Here is a 21,426-nt window from a genome sequence, read left to right as displayed (position 1 = left end):
TCAGATCGGATAATGCTGCGGGCCGGTTTCGATGGTGATCCAGCGCAGTTCCGTAAATTCCGCGATCCCCGCTTTGCCCCCGAAGCGGCCATAGCCGGACGCCTTGGTGCCGCCGAATGGCATCTGCGCTTCGTCATGCACCGTGGCGCCGTTGACGTGGCAGATGCCGGATTCGATGCGTTTCGCCACCGTTAGCGCGCGGGCGATGTCGCGGCCGAATACCGAGGCCGACAGGCCGTATTCGGTGTCATTGGCGACCCGCACGGCCTCGTCCACGCCATCCACCCGCACCACGCTGACGATCGGACCAAACGATTCCTCGCCATAGATGCGCATCGACGAGGTCACGTGATCGAGCACCGTGGCCGACATCAGCGTGCCTTCGACGCGCCCGCCAGCCACCACCCGCGCGCCCTTGCCCACGGCGTCCTTGATCAGCGCCTGCATGCGATCGGCCGCGCTGGCGTCGATCAAGGAGCCCAGCGGCGCATTGCCCTGGCGCGGATCGCCGGCGACGAGCTGCTCCGCCTTCACCGCGAGCTTGGCGACGAACGTATCCGCCACGTTGCGATCGACCACGAGGCGCTCGGTGGACATGCAGATCTGCCCCTGATTCATGAAAGCACCGAATGCCGAGGCAGCCACCGCCGCATCGAGATCGGCATCCTCCAGCACGACCAGCGGCGCCTTGCCGCCGAGTTCGAGCAGCACGGGCTTGAGATGCGTCGCCGCCGTCTGCGCGATCAGGCGGCCGACGCGCGTGGAGCCTGTGAAGTTGATCCGCCGTACCGCCGGATGCGCGATCAATGCCTCGATCAATGCCGGCGCATCTTCCGGCGCATTGGTGATCACGTTCATGACGCCCGGCGGCAGGCCCGCCTCGCGCAGGCATTCGCCGATCAGGCGATGCGTGCCTGGGCAGATCTCGGATGCCTTCAGGATCACCGTATTGCCGCAGGCCAGCGGCAATGCCAAGGCGCGGACGCCGAGAATGACCGGCGCGTTCCACGGGGCGATGCTGAGCACGACACCGGCCGGTTGGCGCACCGCCATCGAAATACAGCCGGGCTTGTCGGACGGAATGACTTCGCCTGAAATCTGCGTCGTCATCGCGGCAGCTTCACGCAACATGCCTGAGGCGAGATGCACGTTGAAGCCGGCCCAACCCGCTGTCGCACCGGTCTCGGCGGCCATCAAGGCGATGAATTCAGGCGCCCGGCTGGCGAGGATATCGGCGGCCTTCAGCAGGATGGTCCGCCGCGCTGCAGGACCTGTTGCCGACCATGCCGGGAAAGCTGCAGCAGCGGCATCGGCGGCGCGCTTCGCATCGGCGATCGTGGCTGCGGCCCCGCGCGAGGCGACGTCACCCGTAATCGGATTGAGGCGGTCGAATGTCGCGCCGCCGCTGGCTTGCGCGTCTTCGTTCTCGATCAGGAGGTTGATGATGTTCATGGCGATCTCCTCGGTTGATTGGTGATGAAAGACGGCGCTCTAGGTGACGCCGCCGAGATAGGCGCGACGGACGGAATCGTCGGATTGCAGGTCGAAAGCAGACCCGCTGCCGGTGACCCGGCCGTTTGCGATGACATAACCGCGATCGGCGATGCGCAGGCTTTCGCGCGCATTCTGCTCGACCATCAGCACTCCCATGCCGGTCTCGCGGATGCTGCCGATCGCAGCGAACAACTCCTTCACCAGCAGCGGTGAGAGACCGAGCGAGGGCTCGTCGAGCAGCAACAGCTCCGGATTGGACATCAGCGCGCGGCCGATGGCGACCATCTGCTGCTCGCCGCCGCTCATGGTGCGCACCGTCTGCTTCAGGCGCTCGCCGAGGCGCGGAAACAGCGTCAGCACCTTTTCGCGCTGCGCCGTCTCTATGGCGCGCGCCCGTTTCGGATTGGCCCCCATCAGCAGGTTTTCAGCGACCGTCAGTTCGCCGAACACGCCACGCCCTTCGGGCACCAGCGCCAGACCACTCTCGACGATCAGATGCGCGGGAAGCGCCGACAGATCGTGCCCATCCAGCTTCACCCGTTTTTCCGGTCCGCATTTGATGAGGCCCGCAATCGCTTTCAGCAGCGACGATTTGCCGGCACCATTGGCGCCGAGAATGACGACAAGTTCGCCACGCTTCACGTTCAACGCCGCATCACTGAGCGCGCGATGCTGCCCGAAACTGACATTGATGCCGGAGACCTCAAGCATCTTCGGGCGCTCCCAGATAGGCTTCGATCACGGCGGGATCGCGCAGCACGGCGTCGGTCGGTCCATCCGCGATGCGGCGCCCGCTGCTCATCACCACGCAGCGGCTGCACAGCGAGCGGATCGCATCCATCACATGCTCCACCATCAGGATGGACAACCCCTCGTCCTTCAGCGAGCGGATCAGCGCGATGCCGATCTGCAATTCAGACGGATTGAGGCCGGCGAGCCATTCATCCAGCAGCAGCACGCGCGGCCGCAACGCCAGCGCGCGTGCGAGTTCGAGCCGCTTGCGGTCGATGTAAGTGAGCTCCGCCGCCGGACGCATGCTGTGATCGGCCAGGCCGACGCGTGCGAGCAAATTTTCGACGGACACATCGCCTTCACGCCCGCGATGATTGAACGCCAGCCCTGCCCGCACATTGTCGCCGCAGGTCATGCCATCGAGCACGCGCACCAGCTGGAACGTCCGCGCGACGCCCAGCCGCGCGATCCTGAATGTCGGCCATCCCGCGATGTCGGTGTCGCCAAGCATGATGCTGCCGGCATCAGGCCGCAGCACGCCGGAGATCAGGTTGATCGCCGTGGTCTTGCCCGATCCGTTCGGCCCAAGCAGGCCAACAATTTCGCCGGCGTGAACGGTGAAGCCCATGTCATTGACTGCGACGAGACCGCCGAAACGGCGCATGAGGCCCTCGACCTTGAGGATCGGTGCGCGCGACGACATCATGCGCCACTCCCTTGGATCGCAGGGCTGCGGCGGAATTGCCTGATCTTCTCGATCAGGCCGACCACGCCGGACGGCAGCGCATAGACGATCAGCAGGAACACCACGCCCATGATCAGCGTCGATGTGCTGGGGAAACGCGCGGAGAGAAATTCGAACAGTAGCGTCAGCGGAATCGCGCCCAGAGCCGGGCCCCAGAAGCGATGCGCGCCGCCAAGCAGCGCCATGATCACCACCTCGAACGAGATCGTCGCATTGAAGGCGATGGATGGCTCGATATAGGTCCAGCGTGGCGCCATGATCGCGCCAACCAGCGTCATGAACACCGCCGAGATGACGAACAGCGCGACCTTGGCAAAGGTGACATTGATGCCGCAATGCCGGGCCACCGTTTCATCCTCGCCGATAATGCGCAGCGCGAACCCAAGCCGCGATCTCGCGATCAGCCAGCCGGTCGCAAACACGATCACCGCCAGTGCCAGCAGCTGCCAGTAGATGTCCTGCTGGGTGATATCGAGGAAGATATAGCGGCCGAGCACGCGGCTCTTGTTGACCTCGAACCACACCACAAGCTGCTTCACCAGTTCGGCCAGCCCAAAGGTAAAGATGACAAAATGCACGCCGCTGAGGCGCAAGGTCGAGAGGCCGACGATCGCGGAGGTGACTGCACCGATCACAGCGGCCACCGCCAGCACCAGCGGCCACGGCAATTGCTCGCCAAGCACCGCAACGGTGTAGGCGCCGACGCCAAAGAACGCCGTCGTCGCCAGCGAGACATAGCGCGTCGGGCCGGAGAACAGGCCCCATGCGGTGGCAAGGATGGTGAACTGCAGCAGCGTGATGCCGAGCGCGAGATGATAGGCATCGACGAGGGACGGCAGGACTGCGAGGCCGGCGATGGCTGCGAGACCCACGGCCCCGATCAGAATCTGTGACGCGGTCATCGGCCAACCCTTCCGAAAATGCCGGCGGGGCGCACGAGCAGGACAGCGAGAAACAGTGCGAAATTGACGGCGATGGTCAGGCCGGGATCGATATAGGTCGCCACCAGCGCCTCGCTCAGGCCGAGCAGCACGCCGGCCACGAGACAGCCCATCAGATTGCCGATGCCGCCCATGACGACGACGATCAGCGCCTTCATGGTGAAAACCACGCCCGATGTGGCGCTGAAGGTCAGGAACATGCTGATCAGCACGCCGGCAGACGCGACCAGCGCACCACCCGCGGCAAAGGCCAGCGCCGACAATTGCGGCACATTGATCGCCACCAGCGGCGCCGATGCGGGATCGACGGCGACCGCGCGGATGGATGTGCCGATCCGCGTGCGCGTGAGCAGCAAATACAGCACGGTGCCGAGCACAACGGCGAGGGCAAAGGCCACCAGGCGATTCATCGCCAGCACTTCGCCGACCACGGTCACCGGAATGGCGAGGAACGAGTAGCTGAAATAGGCGCCGCCGAATAGCGTGAGCAGGATGCCTTGGACGATGAACATCAGGCCGAAGGTGGCGAGAATGCTGTCCACCTCCAGCGCATCGCGCGTGCGGGCGCGGCGCACTAGTGGCGTCAGGAAGATCTTGTAGAGCAGGAAGCTCACGACAAAACTGACGGGCACGATGAGGATCAGGCCGACCAGCGGATTCACCGCCCATGCCGTGAACAGAAAATAGGAGGCAAAGGCCGAACCGATCAGGAATTCGCCATAAGCGAGATTCATGATCCGCGCCACGCCATATTGGAGCGTCAGCCCCATGGCGATGAGCGCATACATTCCGCCCAGCACGAGGCCGGTGAGCACCGCGTTCGTCATTCCATCATTCCGGATTGCTGGCGCATGATCTCAGTCAAGATCATGCGCCGATAAAGCCTGTCGCGATTACTGCGTGGTCCAGGCCGGCTTCGGCAGGATCGGCTGACGCGCACCGGCATTGCCGGATGGCGCGACCCCGTAGAACTCGCCGCCCTGCCACTGCCCGACCCACCAGTAGTTCGTCGGCATGTTGTTCTCGAACTTCACCTTGCCGATCACCGTATCGAAACTGCCGGTCTGCAGATCCTTGATGACCGCCGCGCGATCGACCTTGCCGACCCGCTCGATGGCCTGCTGCAGCATCTGCAGGCTCGCAAAGGTGACGGCGCTGGCCCAGCGATCCGGCTCGGCGCCGTTTGCAGCCGAGGCCTTGTGGCGGGCGAGATAGTCCTTGATCGCCGGGCTGTCGCCGCTCCAGCCGCCGATGCCCATCACGCCTTCCGCATTGGCGCCAAATTTCCCCTTGAACAGCGGAAACGCCGTGCCGACGCCGGTGTAGTAAACCTTCGGATTGAAACCCGAGATGCGCGCCTGTTCGGTGATCGCGATCGTGTCCGGCGGATAGCTGAAGGCGATGAAGGTGTCGGGATTGAGCGCCTTCACCTCATTGACGATCGGGCCGAGATCCTGCGTGCCGACCGGATAGGTCTTGTCGTAAGCGAGCTTGAACTTTGCCGCTGCCAGCGCCGGGCGCGCCGCAGCCGACAGATCGATGCCGAAGCCGTCGGCGATGCTCACCATGGCCACGGTGTCGCCGATCTTGCCCTCGCCGCGCAGCTTCACCAGCAGTTCGACCAGCGTCTTCGAGGCATCGGCGCTGGTGCCGAGCAGCCAGAAACTGTTGGGCCAGCGCTTGGCCAGTTCCGGCGCGCGATCGGTGACGGCGGTGGAAGCGAGATGCGGATAGCCGGCCTTGTTGAGGATCGGCCCGACCGCAAGATTGAGGCCGGTGCCCCAGGGCGGCAGGATGAAATCCACCTTGTCCTGGTTGATCAGGCGCTCCAGCGCCTTGGCCGCTTCCTCGGCGCTCGAGCGATCGTCATAGTGCACGACCTCGATGGGCACGCGCTTGTCGGCGAGCTTGAGGCCGCCGGCGGCATTCACCTCCTTGACCCAGAGTTCGTAATTCGGGATCGACGTCACCGCGGCGCCGCCGGCGGCCGGGCCCGTGCGCGAGATCGCATAGCCGATCTTGACCGAGGTCTGCGCCTGTGCCGCATCACCCCAACCGAGCGTCGCTGCCCCCGCCATCATGGCCAGACCGGCGGCCCATGTCGCTGCACGCTGTTTGGTTGCTGAACCCATGTCGTCCTCCCCTGTGAGTTGTGACGGCGCCTTCCCGACGCTCGATGGCGGAACACTAGTTGAGCACTGGGGCGCGTGAATTGGACGCATCCGGGGAAAGATTGCACCCAGCCGTGTGATGCGATTGTATCCGCGCGACGGATTGTCCCATCACGAGGTGAGCCCAATGTTTGCGGATGCGATCGACCTCGCCGGAAAATCCTCCGCGCTGCATGTCGAACGCTTCACTTCCGGACTCGCGCCGCGCATCTGGTCGCTCCGCCAGACGCAACACCGGCACGCCCATCTGCTGGTAATGGAAAGCCGCCGCGGCACCGCCACCATGCGGGATTCCGTGATTGAGTTTGGCGCACCCGCGCTGCTCTGGCTGCCCTGCGGCTATGACGGCACACTGCAGGTCGAGGCCGGCGCGCAGGGTTATCTGCTCACCGTCACCGATGATCTCCTGACGCAAACCATCGCCGGCTCTGCCGAGGCGCTGCATCTGCGCCGCACGGTCGATCGGCTGGTGCTGCTGGAAGACGCCAAGGCCTCGCAGGGATTTGCGGCGATGTCAGCCTCCTGCGCCATGCTGGCCGGTGAACTGACGACGCCGGGCCGCGGCAGCGCCACGTTGTTGTCCGCGCATCTGCTGCTGCTCTGCCTGCATCTGTGGCGCGCGCTGATCGCCGAAGAGCCGGTGGACGACATCTCCCGCCGCGGCGATGGCCCGCGGCTGGTCGGCAATTTCCTGCAGATGGTCGAACTGCACTATCGCGACGGCTGGCCGATCGCCCGCTATGCCGCGGCACTCGGCGTCACCGACGACCGGCTGCACGCCCATTGCAAGCGCGAGCGCGGCATCAGCCCGCGCGCCGTGGTGCATCAGCGCCTGATCCAGGAAGCCTGCACGCGACTGCGCCAGCTCGATCTCCCCGTGGAGCAGATCGCCTATGGCCTCGGCTTTCACGACCCCGGCTATTTCAACCGCTTCTTCCGCAAGTATCAGAATGAATCGCCGGGGACATATCGGCGGCGTGCCAGACAGAATCCGGGACGGCAGGGGCCGTCCTACGCCGCCTGGCCGTGATGCAATCGTTAACCCGCGCTTAACCATGCGCGCCCAGCATTTGGACGTGCGACGGAACCGGACGTCTTGGGGAACCGGCAGTCGCGTCGAAAAGCCGTCCGGCGTAACGCCCGGACGGCTTTTTGCTAAACCGCCCTCGCCGCCGCGCGCCCTGCCGTTCTCCCCGAAAACAGACACCCGCCGAGAAACGTCCCCTCCAGCGAGCGATAGCCGTGCATGCCGCCGCCGCCGAAGCCGGCGGCTTCGCCGACCGCATAGAGGCCGGAAATGATCTGACGCCCGGCACCGAACACGCGGGCATCGAGATCGGTCTCGAATCCGCCCAGCGTCTTTCGCGTCAGGATGTTCAGCCGCACGGCGATCAACGGCCCCTTCTCCGCATCGAGAATACGATGCGGCTTCGCAGTTCGGATCAGCTTGTCGCCGATATATTTCCGCGCATTGTGCAGGTTCATCACCTGCGCATCCTTCACGAACGGATTGGCGATGGCGCGATCACGTGCCTCGATCTGCGCCTTGATGCGGTCGAGCTTGAGCATGTCATTGCCGACCAGCTCGTTCATCGCCGCAACGAGATCGCCGAGATTGTCGCGCACGACAAAATCCGCGCCGTGCTCCTTGAACGCTTCCACCGGCGCCGGTGCGCCCTTGTTGGTGGCGCGGCGCGCGGTCTGCAGCCAGCTCTTGCCGGTGAGATCCGGATTCTGCTCCGACCCCGACAGCGCAAATTCCTTCTTGATGATCGCCTGCGTCAGGATGAACCAGGAATAATCGTAACCGGTGGACTGGATATATTGCAGCTGCCCGAGCGTATCGGAGCCCGGAAACAGCGGCGCCGGCAGCCGCTCGCCCGTCGCATCGAACCACATGGACGACGGGCCCGGCAAAATACGGATGCCGTGCTTGGGCCAGATCGGATTCCAGTTCTCGATCCCCTCCACATAGTGCCACATGCGGTCGCGATTGATCAGCCGCGCGCCGGCCGCTTCCGTGATCCCGATCATGCGGCCATCCACATGGGCGGGCACGCCGGAGATCATCCGCTGCGGTGGCTTGCCGAGACGTTCCGGCCAGTTCTGCCGGACCAGATCATGATTGCCGCCGATGCCGCCGGAGGCGACGATCACCGCCTGCGCATGCAGCGAGAATTCACCGATCGACCGGCGCGGCGAACTCTCGCCGCGCTCGTTATTCGCAGGCTCGAGGATCGCGCCGCTGACGCCATCGACGGTTCCGTTGGTCATGCTCAGCGCATCGACGCGATGCCGGAACCTGAATGTCAGCAGCCCCTTTGCGACAGCCTCGCGTGCGCGGCGCTCGAATGGTTCGACGATGCCCGGCCCGGTGCCCCATGTGATGTGAAAACGCGGCACCGAATTGCCATGGCCCATGGCGTCATAGCCGCCGCGCTCCGCCCAGCCGACGATGGGAAACACGCGATGGCCCATCGCGCGCAGCCAATCGCGCTTCTCGCCGGCCGCGAAAGCGAGATAGGCCTCGGCCCATCGCTTCGGCCAGTGATCTTCTTCGCGATCAAACCCCGCCGAGCCCATCCAGTCCTGATGCGCGAGTTCAAAACTGTCCTTGATTCCGAGCCTGCGTTGCTCCGGCGAATCGATGAAGAACAAACCACCGAACGACCAGAACGCCTGGCCGCCGAGATTCTGTTCGCCTTCCTGATCGACCACGATGACGCGCTTGCCGGCATCTGCAATTTCCGTTGCAGCCACGAGGCCCGCAAGGCCCGCGCCCACCACGATGACGTCAGTGACATCGTCGGCCATCGTTTCTCTCCCCATCATTTTGTTAAGAGAGATTGAAGGTGTTGCGGGAACTTTGGTCAACGGCAAATGCGGAATTGGCATTCCGTTGTTCCGCACTTTCCCGCACTGCATCCCGCGCGCAACACTCGTTTTGAATCGTCGTGGATGCGCGAGGTCCCGCTAGACAAAAACGCGTTTCGCCAACACGCTGACATGGTCCTGCATCACCAGGACAGACAGATTCGGCATCATCGTTTTGGGGCAGAGCATGAAGTTCGTGACCGGTTTGCTGGCGGCGGTTCTGTTGGTGGCAGGTGTCGGCGCGAGCCATGCCGTGGTGCGCATCGCCGATGATCGCGGCGGCCGCATCGGAACCTATGTCGACAAGTATCAGGGCCTGCGCTCCTCCGGCGAAACCGTCGTCATCGACGGCCTCTGTGCCTCGGCCTGCACCATCGTGCTCGGCGCCGTCCCGCATGACCGCATCTGCGTAACGCCGAATGCCACGCTCGGCTTCCATGCCGCCTGGGATCCGGGCGCGAATGGCCGTGCCGTCACCAATCGCGAAGCGACGCGCATGCTGTATTCGATGTATCCCGGCAATATCCGCCGCTGGATCGCCAAGCGCGGCGGCCTCAAGCCGCAGATGGTGTTCCTCCGCGGCCCGCAGCTCGCGAGCATGTACAAGCCTTGCTACATGGACGCCCGCGCCGCGATGCGGTGATCACGACCGCGGCAGCCGTAGGGCGGATTAGCGCAGCGTCATCCGCCATTCTTCGCCACACAAATTCGGCCGGCGGATTACGCCTTCGGCTAATCCGCCCTACGGCCCTAATCGCTCTCCATCACTTGATCGCTGCGACCCTGCCGACGCTTGCCCGCGCCGGCAACTCGGCCTATCTGGAACCTGAATGCAGGCACCCTCGCGGGACGCCTGCCAATTGAGGTTCGTCAATGCAGCCGGCATCCGCCCCTGATCATGTGGCCCCGCAGCCTTCGCGCGCGGCAACGCTGATCGTCGGCGCGGCGGCTGCCTTTGCCGGCCTGCTCGTGGTCGCAGCCATCGGTCTGTGGGCCTATTACGGCACCGCCGTCTTTTTCGAGATGGTGAAGTCCGGCATCGCCGCCTGCATGTGATTTCAGGAACCATGACATGAGTAGCTCCACCCGTCCGCTGGTCGTCATCGCGGCCTTCGCCGGCAGCCTCGCCGCAGGGCTGCTGCTGGTGCTGTGGCTCTCCGGCGGCTTCAAGGGTGTCGCGGCGCCGGCGGCGATCGGCGGCCCGTTCCAGCTCACCGATCAATCCGGCAGCAAGGTCACCGAGCAGAGCCTCAAGGGCAAGCCATCGCTGATCTTCTTCGGCTTCACCCATTGTCCGGATATCTGCCCGACATCGCTGTTCGAGATGTCCGAGGTGCTGCGCGCACTCGGCCCGGATGCCGACAAGCTCAACACCTATTTCGTGTCCGTCGATCCTGAGCGCGACACGGCGCCGATCATGAAGGACTATCTGTCCTCCTTCGATCCGCATCTGAAGGGCCTGACCGGCACGCCCGAGGAAGTGGCGAAGGTGATCACCGGCTATCGCGTCTATGCCAAGAAGGTGCCGACTAAAGACGGCGACTACACGATGGATCACACCGCGCTGATCTATCTGATGGACAAGGACGGCAATTTCGTCGCCCCGTTCAATCTGAAGCGCACGCCGGAAGACGCGGCGAAGGATCTGAAGCGTTATTTGTGAGGCGAGGAAATAGGATGGGTTGAGCGTAGCGATACCTATCACCACCAGCGCTAGAGGTGATGGGTATCGCTACGCTCAACCCATCCTACGATCTCAGCCCCATCCTCACCGCCTTGCTCCTTGGCGACACCGCATGCTGTGTCTTCTCCCAGCGATGCGGCTCGCGCAGCAATTGCCAGAGCGCGCGCCACGCGGCGATCGACAGCAGCCCCCAATACAGCGGCGCCAGCAGCAAGATCCACGCGTGTCGCATCTGCCTGCGCCGCGCCAGCCCCATCAGGCCGACGGTGACGGTGGCAAAATAGCCCGCCGAGATCGCCGTCAGATGCAGTGGCATCAGCATGTCGACGAGAAAGCCGGACAGACTCCCCGTGACGCCCGCGCGACCGGCGAACAGTGCGATCTCGACAAGCAGCAGGGGATAGGCCAGCGCCGTCAGCACATTGCTGCCGGCAATGACTGCGACACCGAGCGCTCTCACCGTGCCCACATCGCGCCACAAGCGCCACGGGCTGCGCAGATGCACGGCGGTCGTCTGCATCCAGCCCTTCATCCAGCGCGAGCGCTGCCGCAACCAGGCGCTAACATGCACCGGTGCTTCTTCATAGGTCGTCGAGGCAAACGTCACGCAACGATAGCCGAACCGCGCCAGACGAATGCCGAGATCGGCATCCTCGGTGACGTTCCAGGCATCCCAGCCGCCGACATGGCGCAGCACGTCGGTACGGAAATGATTGGACGATCCACCCAGCGGCAGTGGCAGATGCAGCGCTGACAAGCCGTGCAGCAGCACGTCGAACTGCCCGGCATATTCGGCCGCGAACATGCGTGACAGCACGCTTTCCGACGCGTTATCGATCATCAAACTCGCCTGCACGCAGGCGATGTCAGGCCCATGATGATCGAAGGCGTCGAGCGCAGCACGCAATTGCCGTGGCTCCATCCGATCCTCCGCATCGAACACCGCGACAAAACTGCCGCGCGCAAATGGCAGCGCATAGTTCAGCGCTTTCGGCTTGGTCTGCGGGCCAATGGCCGGCACCGTGATCACCTGCACATGCGGCATCGGCTGCAGCCGCGCGATGGCCTGCCGGGTGCTCTCGTCTTCGGCCTCGGTGACCAGGATGACGTCAAGCTTTTCACGGGGATAATCGAGATCCGCGATCGCCTGCAGCAGCGGCGCCACCGATGTGGCCTCGCGATAGAGCGCGATCATCACCGTATAGATCGGCAGCTCAGCATCCGGGAGATGCCGACGCCTGGGCGCCGGCAGGCGCGGCACCAGGCAGCCGAGAAAGCGAAAGCCGGCGAAGACAACGAAAGTGGCGGTCAGCACACCGCTCCAGATCGCCTCGCCGAGCAGCGACGGAATGGCAATGATCCCGGCGATGCCAAGGATGATCGCTGCGCGCCAGAACTTTTGCCACCGTGTCTGCGCGCGCGATGCGGCCGACAGGCCCGGCCAGCGTCGGGACAGCCCTTCCGCGGCCTCTCGTGCGAGCGCATCGCCTGCATGGTCCGTGAGGAAGCGATTGAAGTCTTCAGCCGTGGCCAGCTCGAAACCTGCGATCAGGTCGGGCCGCGCGACAGCGATTTCGCACAGCATGCGTGCAGACAAGCAGCGTGAGGCAACGACGAAGCGCACACTGTCATCACGCCGGATCTGGAACATGCCGAGTGTCGCGGCCTGCGCAAATTGCTCAGGCGGTAGCAGACATCGATGACGGTCGGCGTGGTGGAGCCGGGCGATAGGGATGTCGAGATGCCCGGCAAGTCGCCCGAGATAAGCGGCTTCCTCAATGATGCCCCAGTCGATCAGAACGCGGTCGGCGCCGATGCCGAGCCTGCGGCTTCGATTGGTCGCTGCCTGCAGCGTCAGGGACGGGACGAGGCCGCGCAGGCAATCGAGTTCGGGCGCGATCTGCGGAACGGGTTCAGGGCGACGAGGGTCATGCTCCAGCGGACGCCGCCGGCGCTCCGGCGCCAACGCATTCCCGCCGACAAACGGTTCCGGCTCCCCGCCATGGTCCAACAGGGCCATGCACCGCCCCCCACGCCACAAACGATGCCACAAACGCCACTCGCGTCTCCGGCAGGATGGTCTATAAGACCGCGTCCGGACACGCCTCCATGCAACCACAGATGGTTAGTTTCAGCAACCGAATACCGCATCGCGCGGCACGCGCAACCTTGCGTGCGCTTTGTTTCGTGGGCGCGTTGCTGCCTTGGAGCGCACAGGCCCAAGGTCAGCCTCCCGTGCCACCGCTGGCGCCAAGCCTGTCCATCCAGCAGGGCAGCCAGCCCGGCGCGCAGGCCGTTCCCGGTTTCTGGGACCCGCGCCGCCGGCCTGAGCGCCCGGACCTGTCGCGCCTCACGGTGATCCGCTTCCTCACCGAGACCGATTATCCGCCGTTTAACTACACCGGCCCCGACGGCAATCCGGCCGGCTTCAATGTCGATCTCGCGCGCCAGCTCTGCGAGGAGATCAAGGTCACCTGCACCATCCAGATGCGCCGCTTCGAAACGCTGCTGGATGCCATCGCCAGCAATCGCGGCGACGCCATCATCGCCTCCATGGCGGTGACGCCGGCGATCCGCGCCCGCATCGACTTTACCGATCCCTATTATCGCGCCCCCGGCCGCTTCGTGGCGCGCAAGGATGCGGTGCTGAAGGAGATGCGGCCGGAATATCTCGAGGGCAAGAAGATCGGCGTCATCGCCGGCACCGCGCATGAGGCCTTCCTCAAGGCGATGTTCACTGACGCCGTGCTTGTGCCGCAGCCGAACGAAGAGATACTGCGCGCGGCCCTGCGCAAGAGCGAGGTCGATGTCATCTTCGGCGACGCCATCTCGCTGGCCTTCTGGGTCAATGGCAGCGATTCCGGCGATTGCTGCGCTTTCTCGGGCGGCCCGTTCATCGAGAGCCGCTTCTTCGGCGAAGGCATCGGCATCGGCGTCCGCAAGGGCAATGACACGCTGCGCCAGGCGCTGAACTGGGCCCTGTTCCGCACCTGGGAAAAGGGCCGCTACACCGATCTGTGGCTGAAATACTTTTCCGTCAGCCCGTTCTGATTTCTCACATGCGGCGGTTTGGCATTTCGGTGCGGAGCCGCTAGGTTCCGCGGCCCGGAGGCCCAATCACGATGTCTACTTCTGAACCCACCATGAGCCCGAGCGAGCTGCGCGCGCTCGCCGAGACTTCCAACGCCTGGCCGTTCGAGCAGGCGAAGGCGCTGGTGGCGCGTCTGAAGAAAAGCCCGAAAGACGAAGTGCTGTTCGAGACCGGTTACGGCCCCTCGGGCCTGCCGCATATCGGCACCTTTGGCGAAGTGGCGCGCACCACCATGGTGCGCCATGCCTTTCGCGTGCTGACGGAAGACAAGATCAAGACCCGCCTGCTCGCCTTCTCGGACGACATGGACGGTTTCCGCAAGGTGCCGGACAATGTGCCCAACAAGGAGATGCTGGCCAAGCATCTCGGCAAGCCGCTGACCGCCGTGCCGGATCCGATCGAAGAAGGCGTGTCGTTCGGCGCCGCCAACAACGCGCGCCTGCGCGCCTTCCTCGATCACTTCGGCTTCGACTACGAATTCGCATCAAGCACCGACTACTACGCCTCCGGCCGTTTCGACGCCACGCTGCTGCGCATGCTGGAGGTCTACGACAAGGTGATGGACATCATCCTGCCGACGCTCGGCCCGGATCGCCGCGCCACCTATTCGCCATTCCTGCCGGTCAGCAAGACCACCGGCGTGGTTTTGCAGGTGCCGATGATCGCGCGCGACGTGAAGGCGGGCACGATCACCTATATCGATCCGGATACGAATGAAGAGGTCACCACGCCCGTCACCGGCGGCGCCGTGAAGTGCCAGTGGAAGGCCGACTGGGCGCTGCGCTGGGCGGCCCTCGGTGTCGATTACGAAATGGCCGGTAAGGATCTGATCGATTCCGTCAAGCTGTCCGGCAAGATCTGCGCGGCGCTCGGCGGCACGCCGCCGGAAGGTTTCAATTACGAACTCTTCCTCGACGAAAACGGCGGCAAGATCTCCAAGTCCAAGGGCAACGGCCTGACCATCGACGAATGGCTGCGCTATGCCTCGCCGGAATCGCTGTCGCTGTTCATGTATCGCGAGCCGAAGGCGGCGAAGCGGCTGTTCTTCGACGTGATCCCGCGCAATGTCGATGAGTATCAGCAGTTCCTCGACGGCTATAACCGCCAGGATCCGAAGCAGCGCCTGTCCAATCCGGTCTGGCATCTGCATGCCGGCAACCCGCCGCAAGTGGACATGCCGGTCACGTTCCAGCTGCTGCTGACGCTGGTGTCGTCGTCGAACGCTGAAAATGCCGACACGCTATGGGGCTTCATCGGCCGCTACCGTCCGGGCGTCAGCGCGGCAACGCATCCGAAGCTGGATGCGATGGTCGGCTACGCGATCAACTACTATCGCGATTTCGTGGCGCCCACGAAAACCTTCCGCGAGCCCACCGAGATCGAGCGCGTGGCGCTGCAGGATCTGCGCGATGCGCTGTCGCGCCTGGCAACAGACGCCAGCGCCGAGGACATCCAGAACACCGTCTATGAAATCGGTCGTCGCGAACCGTTCCTCGACCACAAGAAGCCCGCCAAGGATGGCCGTCCCGGCGTGTCGCTGGACTGGTTCAACATGCTGTACCAGGTGCTGCTCGGCCAGGAGAAGGGCCCGCGCTTCGGCTCGTTCGTGGCCGTTTACGGCGTGCAGAACGCAATCAGCATGATCGACGGCGCACTGGCACGGAGCGCGTAACGCTCGTTGTCGTCACCCGGCTCGACCGGGTGACCCAGTACACACCACTGGCGGTGATAAGCACAAACGCCCGTGTTTACTGGATCGCCCGGTCGCGCCGGGCGATGACAAGTGTGCAGCCCCGAAACGAATTCTACTGGCTCGCCCACACGATGCGCGCGATCCAGTCGATATCCTGCACCGCAAAACTGCGATCCGCATGGTTTGCGTTCAACGACTGCAGCTCCAGCAGCTTGGTGGTGCGCCGCTTCAGCTCCTTGGCCATCACCTCGCCGTCCTTGGTTTTCACCACCACGCGATCGCCCTTGCGGATCTGCGCGCTCGGCGACACCACGATGATGTCGCCATCGCGATAGGCCGGCTTCATCGAGTCGCCCGAGATCGTCAGCGCATAGGCATGCTCGTCATTCACCGAGGGCAGGCCGACTTCGTCCCAGCCCTTGCTGCCGACGGGAAAGCCCGCATCGTCGAAAAATCCGCCCTGCCCCGCTTGCGCGAAGCCCAGCAGCGGCACCGATTGCACGATCTTGCGCGTGCCCTCGATCAGCGCGACGAAGGCGTCGATCGGCACATTGGTGGCCTGCAGCGCCTTGGACACCGATTCGGTGGAGGGCCAGCGCTCGCGCCCCTCATTGGTGATGCGCTTGGACTTGTTGAACGTGGTCGCATCCAGCCCCGCTTTCTTGGCGAGCGCGGAGGCGGTCAAACCATTGCGTTCGGCGAGCAGGTCGAGCGCGTTCCAGATCTGGGCATGGGTCAGCATGGTCTCGTCCCTCGGCATGGCGTCCTGGCCCGGCATGCGGCCGGCGCGCTGAATCGTGGCAGCAACTAGGAATTATTGCCGGGGTTCCGCCATTTACGCAACCATCATCTGAAAAAAATGTGCGGCCTTGAGTTGAGAGGTTGCCGCCGATACGGTCGGCGGCCGACACCCATGAAGGGTTGTCCGCACGCCTCCAGAACAACCGGGAAAGCCCGACAACCCTGAAAGCCCGGCGATTGCGCAGCATCTATAAAATCTGTCCGGCGCCACAGTGGCGCGAAGCCGAGCGCCAGGGCACTTATCGTGGCAGCTCCGACGACATCCGGGATGGCTTCATCCACTTCTCCACCGCCGCCCAGCTCGAAGGCACGCTCGCCAAGCATTATGCCGGCCAGAGCGGCCTGTTCCTGATCGCGGTGGACCGGGACGCACTCGGTGATGAGCTGCGCTGGGAGCCCTCCCGCGGCGGCGACCTGTTTCCGCATCTTTATGGCGAGCTCGATCTGGGCACCGTCACCGCCGTCAAGGACCTGCGCCTGCGCGCCGACGGCAGCCATGTCATTCCGGAGTTAAGTTAAGTGATCCGTGCCTTCGATGCCTTGTCCCTGCCGATGCTGCGTATGCTGGATGCGGAAGATGCCCACCGCCTCGCCATCCGCGGCCTGAAGCTGCTGCCTTATGCCAAGCCACGCCCCGATGATCCGAAACTCGCAGTCCGCGCCTTCGGCCTGAATTTCCCGAACCCCGTCGGCATCGCCGCCGGCTTCGACAAACATGCCGAAGCGCCCGACGCGCTGCTGCGGCTCGGCTTCGGCTTTGCCGAGATCGGCACGGTGACGCCGCTGCCGCAGCCCGGCAATCCGCGCCCGCGTTTGTTTCGCCTGGAGCGCGATGAGGCTGTCATCAACCGCTTCGGCTTCAACAGCGAAGGCGCCGAGCCCGTGCTGGCGCGCCTTGCCGCGCGCGCGCAGCGCGGCGGTATCGTCGGCGTCAATGTCGGGGCCAACAAGGAATCGACCGATCGCACGCAGGACTATGTCAAACTGATCGAGACCTTCGCGCCGGTGGCGAGCTATTTCACCGTCAATGTCTCCTCGCCGAACACGCCGGGCCTGCGCAACCTGCAGCAGGCCTCGGAGCTGAACGATCTGCTCGCCCGCGTCATCGAAGCCCGCGACCGCGTCCGCAAGACCGCGGGCGACTCGCCGGTGCTGCTCAAGATCGCCCCCGATCTCGGCCTCGCCGATCTCGACGATGTCGTGCATGTCGCCCGCTCGCGCGGCGTCGATGGCATGATCGTCGCCAACACGACCATCGGCCGCCCGCCCACTCTGCGCGACAAGGCAAAGGCGCAGGAAACCGGCGGCCTGTCGGGCCGGCCGCTGTTCCGGCTCTCGACCCGCATGGTGGCGGAAACCTTCGTGCGCGTGGAAGGCGCCTTCCCGCTGATCGGCGCCGGCGGCATCGATAGCGGCGGGGCAGCGCTGACGAAGATCCGCGCCGGTGCGAGCCTGATCCAGGTCTATTCGTCGCTGGTCTATAAGGGTCTGGGGCTAGTCGAGGCGATCAAGGCGGACCTGTCCTCGACCCTGCTGCGCACGGGGCGCGATTCGCTGTCGGAGATCGTGGGTGCCGATGCCGCAACGATCACCGCGGAAGACTGGCCGGTTTGAGCTCTCTCGGTTGTCGTCACCCGGCTTAACCGGGTGACCCAGTATACACCGCCGCCAGTGATTACACGCAGACACCAGTGTTTACTGGATCGCCCGGTCAAGCCGGGCGATGACACATAGAGCTACCCAAACGACTTCCGCAACAACGCCGGATACCTGACCGCCTGCAAGCCCCCGCGCGCCACATAATGCACCAGCAGCGCGCCCCATAGCCCCGCATTGCCCCACGGACGCAACAGCCACCACGCGGCCAGGAAACACAGCAGCGACAGCACCATCAGATTGCGCATGTCGCGCGCCCAGGTGGCGCCGATGAACACGCCATCATAGGCGAAGGCAAACACACCCAGCACCGGCGCCAGCGCCACCAGCCAGAGAAATTCGCGGGCCAGCACCCGCACATCGGCACTCGCCGTCATCGCATCGATCAACGCACCGCCACCGAGCACATAGATCGCGCTGAGCACAACGGCGAAGCCAAAGCCCCACCGCACCACCAGCCGCACCGCGCTGGCAAAGCCGACGCGGTTGCGCGCGCCATAAGCGCGGCCGCAGATCTGCTCGGCCGCGGTGGCGAGACCGTCGAGAAAGAATGACGAGATCAGCAGGAAATTATTGAGCACCGCATTGGCGGCGAGGATCTGGTCGCCCGCACGCGCCCCCTGCGCCGTGAAAAACAGGAACGCCGCGATCAGCGCTGCCGTACGGATCATGATGTCACGATTGACCGCCATCACATGTTTGAGCTTCTCGCGCTCCAGCAGCACCGCCCATGGCAGTGTGAGCCGCCCGCCCGTGATCCGCCATGCGATGACGAGGCCGAGCATAAAACCCGTGCCTTCGGCGATGATGGCGGCCAGCGCCGCGCCGGTGATGCCCATGTCGAGCACCAATACGAGCAGCAGCGTCGCTGCCATGCTCACCACATTGATGACGATCTGCACCATGAGCGCCAGCGACGCGCGCGCCTGGCCGACCAGCCAGCCGACCATGACGAAATTCGACAGCACCAGCGGCGCCGACCAGATGCGGATGGTGAAGTAGCGATGCGCGGCATCGGTGACCCCATCGCTGCCACCCATGGCCGTGAGCAGCGCATAAGCGATCGGCACCTGCAGCAGGATCAGCAGCGCGCCGATGGCGCCGGAGATGACGAAGCCGCGCGGCAGCAGCGCACGCAGCTCCTGCTTGTCACCGGCGCCCAGCGCCTGCGCGGTGAAGGCCACCGTGCTCATGCGCAGGAAGCCGAACAGCCAGAATGTACAGTCGAACAGCACCGACGCCATCGCCACGCCACCAAGCAGCGTCGCATCGCCGAGCCGGCCGATCGCCATCGTCGCGACGATGCCGAGCATCGGCGTGGTGAGATTGGCCAGCATCGCCGGCCCCGCGATGGCAAACACATCGCGGGTGGTGGCGGGCTGGAAGGTGGGGGAGGACGTGCCGGTCGTCATCTGGCGGAAACTGTTTCTGTCGTTGCCCGGCTCGACCGGGCAACCCAGTAAACGGCGACGGATGTGATAGAGTAAGAAAGTAGGATGGGTTGAGCGTCAGCGATACCCATCACAACGAGCGCATGCGGTGATGGGTATCGCTGCGCTCAACCCATCCTACACACCGCGACGTCGTCAGCCCTCACCGCCGCGAGGAAAACACCCGCGACAGCAGCCAGATCGGCACCACGATCACGGCGCCGAGCAGGAAATAGCGCCACAGCCCGCTGATGGCATCGTAGCCGAAATCATAGATCCACTGGAACAGGCGGCGGACGCTATAGACGATATTCCACGGATCGAACCCGATGGCCGCCAGCACCACGCCGACCAGCACCGACAGCAGCACCAGGCGTCCGAGCACGGCGAGCGGCGATCCGCCGAGGAAGCGTGACAGGCCGTCATTCTGTGCCGGCAGGCTGCGCCCCGAAGCGTCGCGGGTCTCGTTTGGCTGCATCATGGTCTCCTGCGCGAAATGGCGCTGACATCATAGTGGGTATGGGGGAGATGGGGAACAGGGGCGCGAGGTCAAGACGGTTTGCCGATATGCTCCCACCTGTCGTCGCCCGGCTTGACCGGGCGATCCAGTAAACACCACCGTTTGTGATTGAGCCGAAAGGTCGGTGTCTACTGGATCCCTGCTTTCGCAGGGATGACAATTGGAGAGGGCAGCATCACCCCACCTCCGCCTTCAACATCCGCTCCAGCGTCTCCAGCCGATCCGCCTCGCGTGGTGGCTTGTCCCAGCGCAGTCGGCTGATGCGCGGAAAACGCATCGCCACACCGGACTTGTGCCGCGGCGACCGCGCCAGCCCTTCAAAGGCGACTTCCAGCACCAGCCCCTTGTCCGGCTCATGCGTCACATGACGTACCGGCCCGAATTTCTCCGTCGTATTGCGACGTACGAAGCGATCGATCTGCGACAGTTCCTCATCGGTGAAACCGAAATACGCCTTACCCACCGGCACCAACCGATCGCCGTCATCGTCATCCGTCCAGACACCAAAGGTGTAATCCGAATAGAACGACGAGCGCTTGCCATGGCCGCGCTGCGCATACATCAGCACGGCATCGATGATGTGCGGATCGCGCTTCCACTTCCACCACTGCCCTTTCGGCCGCCCCGGCACATAAGCGGAATCGCGCCGCTTCAGCATTACGCCTTCGACCGCCTCCGCATCCTCGCCGGCGCCAGCGCTCGCGGGATCGGCGCGCGCGGCTGTGAGCGCGTCCCAATCGGCGAAGGCGATCTGCTCGGACAGATCGATGCGATCATCATCGAGTTCGGCGATGAACGCTTTCAGCTTCCTGCGGCGCTCCTCGAACGGCAATTCGCGCAGATCGTTTTCGCCATCGCTGAGCAAGTCATAGGCGCGCAAATGGATCGGATAGTCCTTCATCAGCTTCGGCGTCACGCTCTTGCGATTGAGCCGCTGCTGCAACACGTTGAACGACTGCACGCGCTTGTCACGCAGCACCAGCAGCTCGCCATCGATGGCACCGGGCAAACGCAACGACGGCACCAGATCGGGAAAGCTCGCGGTGACGTCCTCGCCCGATCGCGAATACAGCCGCGTGACGAGCTTGCCGTCCTCGCCGATGCCGCTATTGGCCTGGATGCGGATGCCGTCCCATTTCCACTCGGCGGTGAATTCGTCGGCGTTGAGACTGGCGAGATCACCATCTTCCACCGCATGCGCCAGCATCACCGGCCGGAACGGCGCGGGATCGAGATTGACCGGCTTCTCGGCGCGCCCTTCGAGCCACGCGAACAACTCGCCATAAGGCGGCGCGAGACCGGGCCAGATCAGCTCGACATCATGGGCATCTTTCTCGCCAAGCATCGCCGCAGCCGTCTTCGCAAGCCGCGCAGAAATGCCGATGCGCAGCGCGCCGGTCACAAGCTTGAGCAGCGCCCAGCGGCCGGTTTCGTCGAGTTCATCAAGCCAGCGCGCGAGCTGCGCGGGAAGCTCGGCCTTGCCGAGCGTGCGCAGTGTGGTGACGACGTCGGTGAGTGTGGGCGGCGGCGGATTGTTGTGAAATTGCGGAGGCGCTCCCTCTTCACCTCTCCCCACCGGGGAGAGGTCGGATCG

The 21,426-nt window shown here is 64.3% G+C and carries 20 protein-coding genes; 8 read left to right on the top strand and 12 right to left on the bottom strand.

Going from position 1 to position 21,426, the window contains the following annotated elements; all coding sequences use genetic code 11:
- The 6 genes from ACIQ2A_RS18125 to ACIQ2A_RS18100 form a co-directional block, all read right to left on the bottom strand.
- Window positions 1-1,452: an aldehyde dehydrogenase gene (locus tag ACIQ2A_RS18125; RefSeq protein ID WP_398481773.1), complete on the bottom strand. Its 1,452-nt coding sequence runs from the start codon at window positions 1,450-1,452 to the stop codon at window positions 1-3.
- Between the two features lie 39 nt (window positions 1,453-1,491).
- Window positions 1,492-2,205 carry an ABC transporter ATP-binding protein gene (locus ACIQ2A_RS18120; protein WP_398481771.1) on the bottom strand — a complete coding sequence of 238 codons (714 nt, stop codon included), beginning with the start codon at window positions 2,203-2,205 and terminating at the stop codon, window positions 1,492-1,494.
- Window positions 2,198-2,932, bottom strand: coding sequence for an ABC transporter ATP-binding protein (locus ACIQ2A_RS18115; protein ID WP_398481768.1), 735 nt, complete (start codon window positions 2,930-2,932; stop codon window positions 2,198-2,200). The genes ACIQ2A_RS18120 and ACIQ2A_RS18115 overlap by 8 nt, the downstream gene beginning before the upstream one ends.
- Entirely contained in the window at window positions 2,929-3,873 is a 945-nt protein-coding gene (locus tag ACIQ2A_RS18110; protein WP_398481766.1) for a branched-chain amino acid ABC transporter permease, read from the bottom strand. The genes ACIQ2A_RS18115 and ACIQ2A_RS18110 overlap by 4 nt, the downstream gene beginning before the upstream one ends.
- Entirely contained in the window at window positions 3,870-4,739 is an 870-nt protein-coding gene (locus ACIQ2A_RS18105; RefSeq protein WP_398481764.1) for a branched-chain amino acid ABC transporter permease, read from the bottom strand. Before ACIQ2A_RS18105 ends, ACIQ2A_RS18110 begins: the two co-directional genes overlap by 4 nt.
- A 66-nt stretch (window positions 4,740-4,805) precedes the next feature.
- Window positions 4,806-6,044 carry an amino acid ABC transporter substrate-binding protein gene (locus ACIQ2A_RS18100; protein WP_398481761.1) on the bottom strand — a complete coding sequence of 413 codons (1,239 nt, stop codon included), beginning with the start codon at window positions 6,042-6,044 and terminating at the stop codon, window positions 4,806-4,808.
- Between the two features lie 166 nt (window positions 6,045-6,210).
- Between ACIQ2A_RS18100 and ACIQ2A_RS18095 the strand changes: the two genes are divergently transcribed.
- Complete coding sequence (locus ACIQ2A_RS18095; RefSeq protein ID WP_398481759.1) at window positions 6,211-7,113, top strand: AraC family transcriptional regulator; 903 nt, start codon at window positions 6,211-6,213, stop codon at window positions 7,111-7,113.
- A gap of 125 nt (window positions 7,114-7,238) precedes the next feature.
- Here ACIQ2A_RS18095 and ACIQ2A_RS18090 read toward each other — a convergent pair whose 3' ends face one another.
- On the bottom strand, window positions 7,239-8,897 hold the full coding sequence (locus ACIQ2A_RS18090; protein WP_398481757.1) for an FAD-binding dehydrogenase: 1,659 nt from the start codon (window positions 8,895-8,897) through the stop codon (window positions 7,239-7,241).
- A 247-nt stretch (window positions 8,898-9,144) separates the two neighbouring features.
- On the opposite strand from ACIQ2A_RS18090, the gene ACIQ2A_RS18085 reads away from it, so the two are divergent.
- The 3 genes from ACIQ2A_RS18085 (at window position 9,145) to ACIQ2A_RS18075 (ending at window position 10,620) form a co-directional block, all read left to right on the top strand.
- Window positions 9,145-9,600, top strand: coding sequence for a hypothetical protein (locus tag ACIQ2A_RS18085; RefSeq protein WP_398481755.1), 456 nt, complete (start codon window positions 9,145-9,147; stop codon window positions 9,598-9,600).
- Window positions 9,601-9,830: 230 nt separating this feature from the next.
- The gene (locus ACIQ2A_RS18080) at window positions 9,831-10,013 is read left to right on the top strand and encodes a hypothetical protein (RefSeq protein WP_398481753.1); all 183 of its coding nucleotides are present in this window, start codon (window positions 9,831-9,833) and stop codon (window positions 10,011-10,013) included.
- A gap of 16 nt (window positions 10,014-10,029) precedes the next feature.
- Window positions 10,030-10,620 (top strand): SCO family protein, encoded by a 591-nt coding sequence (locus ACIQ2A_RS18075; protein WP_398481751.1) that lies wholly within the window; start codon window positions 10,030-10,032, stop codon window positions 10,618-10,620.
- Between the two features lie 85 nt (window positions 10,621-10,705).
- Here the strand turns inward: ACIQ2A_RS18075 and ACIQ2A_RS18070 are convergent, their stop codons facing one another.
- Window positions 10,706-12,661 (bottom strand): glycosyltransferase, encoded by a 1,956-nt coding sequence (locus tag ACIQ2A_RS18070; protein ID WP_398481748.1) that lies wholly within the window; start codon window positions 12,659-12,661, stop codon window positions 10,706-10,708.
- An 89-nt stretch (window positions 12,662-12,750) separates the two neighbouring features.
- Between ACIQ2A_RS18070 and ACIQ2A_RS18065 the strand changes: the two genes are divergently transcribed.
- Together ACIQ2A_RS18065 and ACIQ2A_RS18060 are read left to right on the top strand one after the other, a co-directional pair.
- Window positions 12,751-13,692: a transporter substrate-binding domain-containing protein gene (locus ACIQ2A_RS18065; protein ID WP_398481746.1), complete on the top strand. Its 942-nt coding sequence runs from the start codon at window positions 12,751-12,753 to the stop codon at window positions 13,690-13,692.
- Window positions 13,693-13,763: 71 nt separating this feature from the next.
- Window positions 13,764-15,404: a lysine--tRNA ligase gene (locus ACIQ2A_RS18060; RefSeq protein ID WP_398481744.1), complete on the top strand. Its 1,641-nt coding sequence runs from the start codon at window positions 13,764-13,766 to the stop codon at window positions 15,402-15,404.
- Window positions 15,405-15,537: 133 nt separating this feature from the next.
- Here the strand turns inward: ACIQ2A_RS18060 and ACIQ2A_RS18055 are convergent, their stop codons facing one another.
- Complete coding sequence (locus ACIQ2A_RS18055) at window positions 15,538-16,167, bottom strand: S24 family peptidase (protein WP_398481742.1); 630 nt, start codon at window positions 16,165-16,167, stop codon at window positions 15,538-15,540.
- Between the two features lie 236 nt (window positions 16,168-16,403).
- Between ACIQ2A_RS18055 and ACIQ2A_RS18050 the strand changes: the two genes are divergently transcribed.
- Both ACIQ2A_RS18050 and ACIQ2A_RS18045 read left to right on the top strand, forming a co-directional pair.
- Window positions 16,404-16,745, top strand: a complete 342-nt coding sequence (locus tag ACIQ2A_RS18050; RefSeq protein ID WP_398481740.1) for a DUF952 domain-containing protein — start codon at window positions 16,404-16,406, stop codon at window positions 16,743-16,745.
- Complete coding sequence (locus ACIQ2A_RS18045; protein ID WP_398481737.1) at window positions 16,746-17,840, top strand: quinone-dependent dihydroorotate dehydrogenase; 1,095 nt, start codon at window positions 16,746-16,748, stop codon at window positions 17,838-17,840.
- Window positions 17,841-17,962: 122 nt separating this feature from the next.
- Here the strand turns inward: ACIQ2A_RS18045 and ACIQ2A_RS18040 are convergent, their stop codons facing one another.
- The 3 genes from ACIQ2A_RS18040 to ACIQ2A_RS18030 all read right to left on the bottom strand — a co-directional run.
- Window positions 17,963-19,294, bottom strand: a complete 1,332-nt coding sequence (locus ACIQ2A_RS18040) for an MATE family efflux transporter (protein WP_398481735.1) — start codon at window positions 19,292-19,294, stop codon at window positions 17,963-17,965.
- Between the two features lie 181 nt (window positions 19,295-19,475).
- On the bottom strand, window positions 19,476-19,793 hold the full coding sequence (locus tag ACIQ2A_RS18035) for a DUF6460 domain-containing protein (protein ID WP_398481733.1): 318 nt from the start codon (window positions 19,791-19,793) through the stop codon (window positions 19,476-19,478).
- Window positions 19,794-20,007: 214 nt separating this feature from the next.
- Window positions 20,008-21,426 (bottom strand): cisplatin damage response ATP-dependent DNA ligase (locus ACIQ2A_RS18030; RefSeq protein ID WP_398481731.1); only part of this gene is annotated, 1,419 nt, incomplete at its 5' end.

The organism is Tardiphaga sp., assembly GCF_044336785.1.
Lineage (GTDB): Bacteria > Pseudomonadota > Alphaproteobacteria > Rhizobiales > Xanthobacteraceae > Tardiphaga.
The sequence above is the reverse complement of the archived record's forward strand: the minus strand, read 5'-3'. Positions and strand labels throughout refer to the sequence as shown.

Coding starts and splice junctions, on each gene's coding strand:
- ACIQ2A_RS18125 (WP_398481773.1), bottom strand. CDS start 1,452: ATGAACATCATCAACCTCCTGATCGAGAACGAAGACGCGCAAGCCAGC.
- ACIQ2A_RS18120 (WP_398481771.1), bottom strand. CDS start 2,205: ATGCTTGAGGTCTCCGGCATCAATGTCAGTTTCGGGCAGCATCGCGCG.
- ACIQ2A_RS18115 (WP_398481768.1), bottom strand. CDS start 2,932: ATGATGTCGTCGCGCGCACCGATCCTCAAGGTCGAGGGCCTCATGCGC.
- ACIQ2A_RS18110 (WP_398481766.1), bottom strand. CDS start 3,873: ATGACCGCGTCACAGATTCTGATCGGGGCCGTGGGTCTCGCAGCCATC.
- ACIQ2A_RS18105 (WP_398481764.1), bottom strand. CDS start 4,739: ATGACGAACGCGGTGCTCACCGGCCTCGTGCTGGGCGGAATGTATGCG.
- ACIQ2A_RS18100 (WP_398481761.1), bottom strand. CDS start 6,044: ATGGGTTCAGCAACCAAACAGCGTGCAGCGACATGGGCCGCCGGTCTG.
- ACIQ2A_RS18095 (WP_398481759.1), top strand. CDS start 6,211: ATGTTTGCGGATGCGATCGACCTCGCCGGAAAATCCTCCGCGCTGCAT.
- ACIQ2A_RS18090 (WP_398481757.1), bottom strand. CDS start 8,897: ATGGCCGACGATGTCACTGACGTCATCGTGGTGGGCGCGGGCCTTGCG.
- ACIQ2A_RS18085 (WP_398481755.1), top strand. CDS start 9,145: ATGAAGTTCGTGACCGGTTTGCTGGCGGCGGTTCTGTTGGTGGCAGGT.
- ACIQ2A_RS18080 (WP_398481753.1), top strand. CDS start 9,831: ATGCAGCCGGCATCCGCCCCTGATCATGTGGCCCCGCAGCCTTCGCGC.
- ACIQ2A_RS18075 (WP_398481751.1), top strand. CDS start 10,030: ATGAGTAGCTCCACCCGTCCGCTGGTCGTCATCGCGGCCTTCGCCGGC.
- ACIQ2A_RS18070 (WP_398481748.1), bottom strand. CDS start 12,661: ATGGCCCTGTTGGACCATGGCGGGGAGCCGGAACCGTTTGTCGGCGGG.
- ACIQ2A_RS18065 (WP_398481746.1), top strand. CDS start 12,751: ATGCAACCACAGATGGTTAGTTTCAGCAACCGAATACCGCATCGCGCG.
- ACIQ2A_RS18060 (WP_398481744.1), top strand. CDS start 13,764: ATGTCTACTTCTGAACCCACCATGAGCCCGAGCGAGCTGCGCGCGCTC.
- ACIQ2A_RS18055 (WP_398481742.1), bottom strand. CDS start 16,167: ATGCTGACCCATGCCCAGATCTGGAACGCGCTCGACCTGCTCGCCGAA.
- ACIQ2A_RS18040 (WP_398481735.1), bottom strand. CDS start 19,294: ATGACGACCGGCACGTCCTCCCCCACCTTCCAGCCCGCCACCACCCGC.
- ACIQ2A_RS18035 (WP_398481733.1), bottom strand. CDS start 19,793: ATGATGCAGCCAAACGAGACCCGCGACGCTTCGGGGCGCAGCCTGCCG.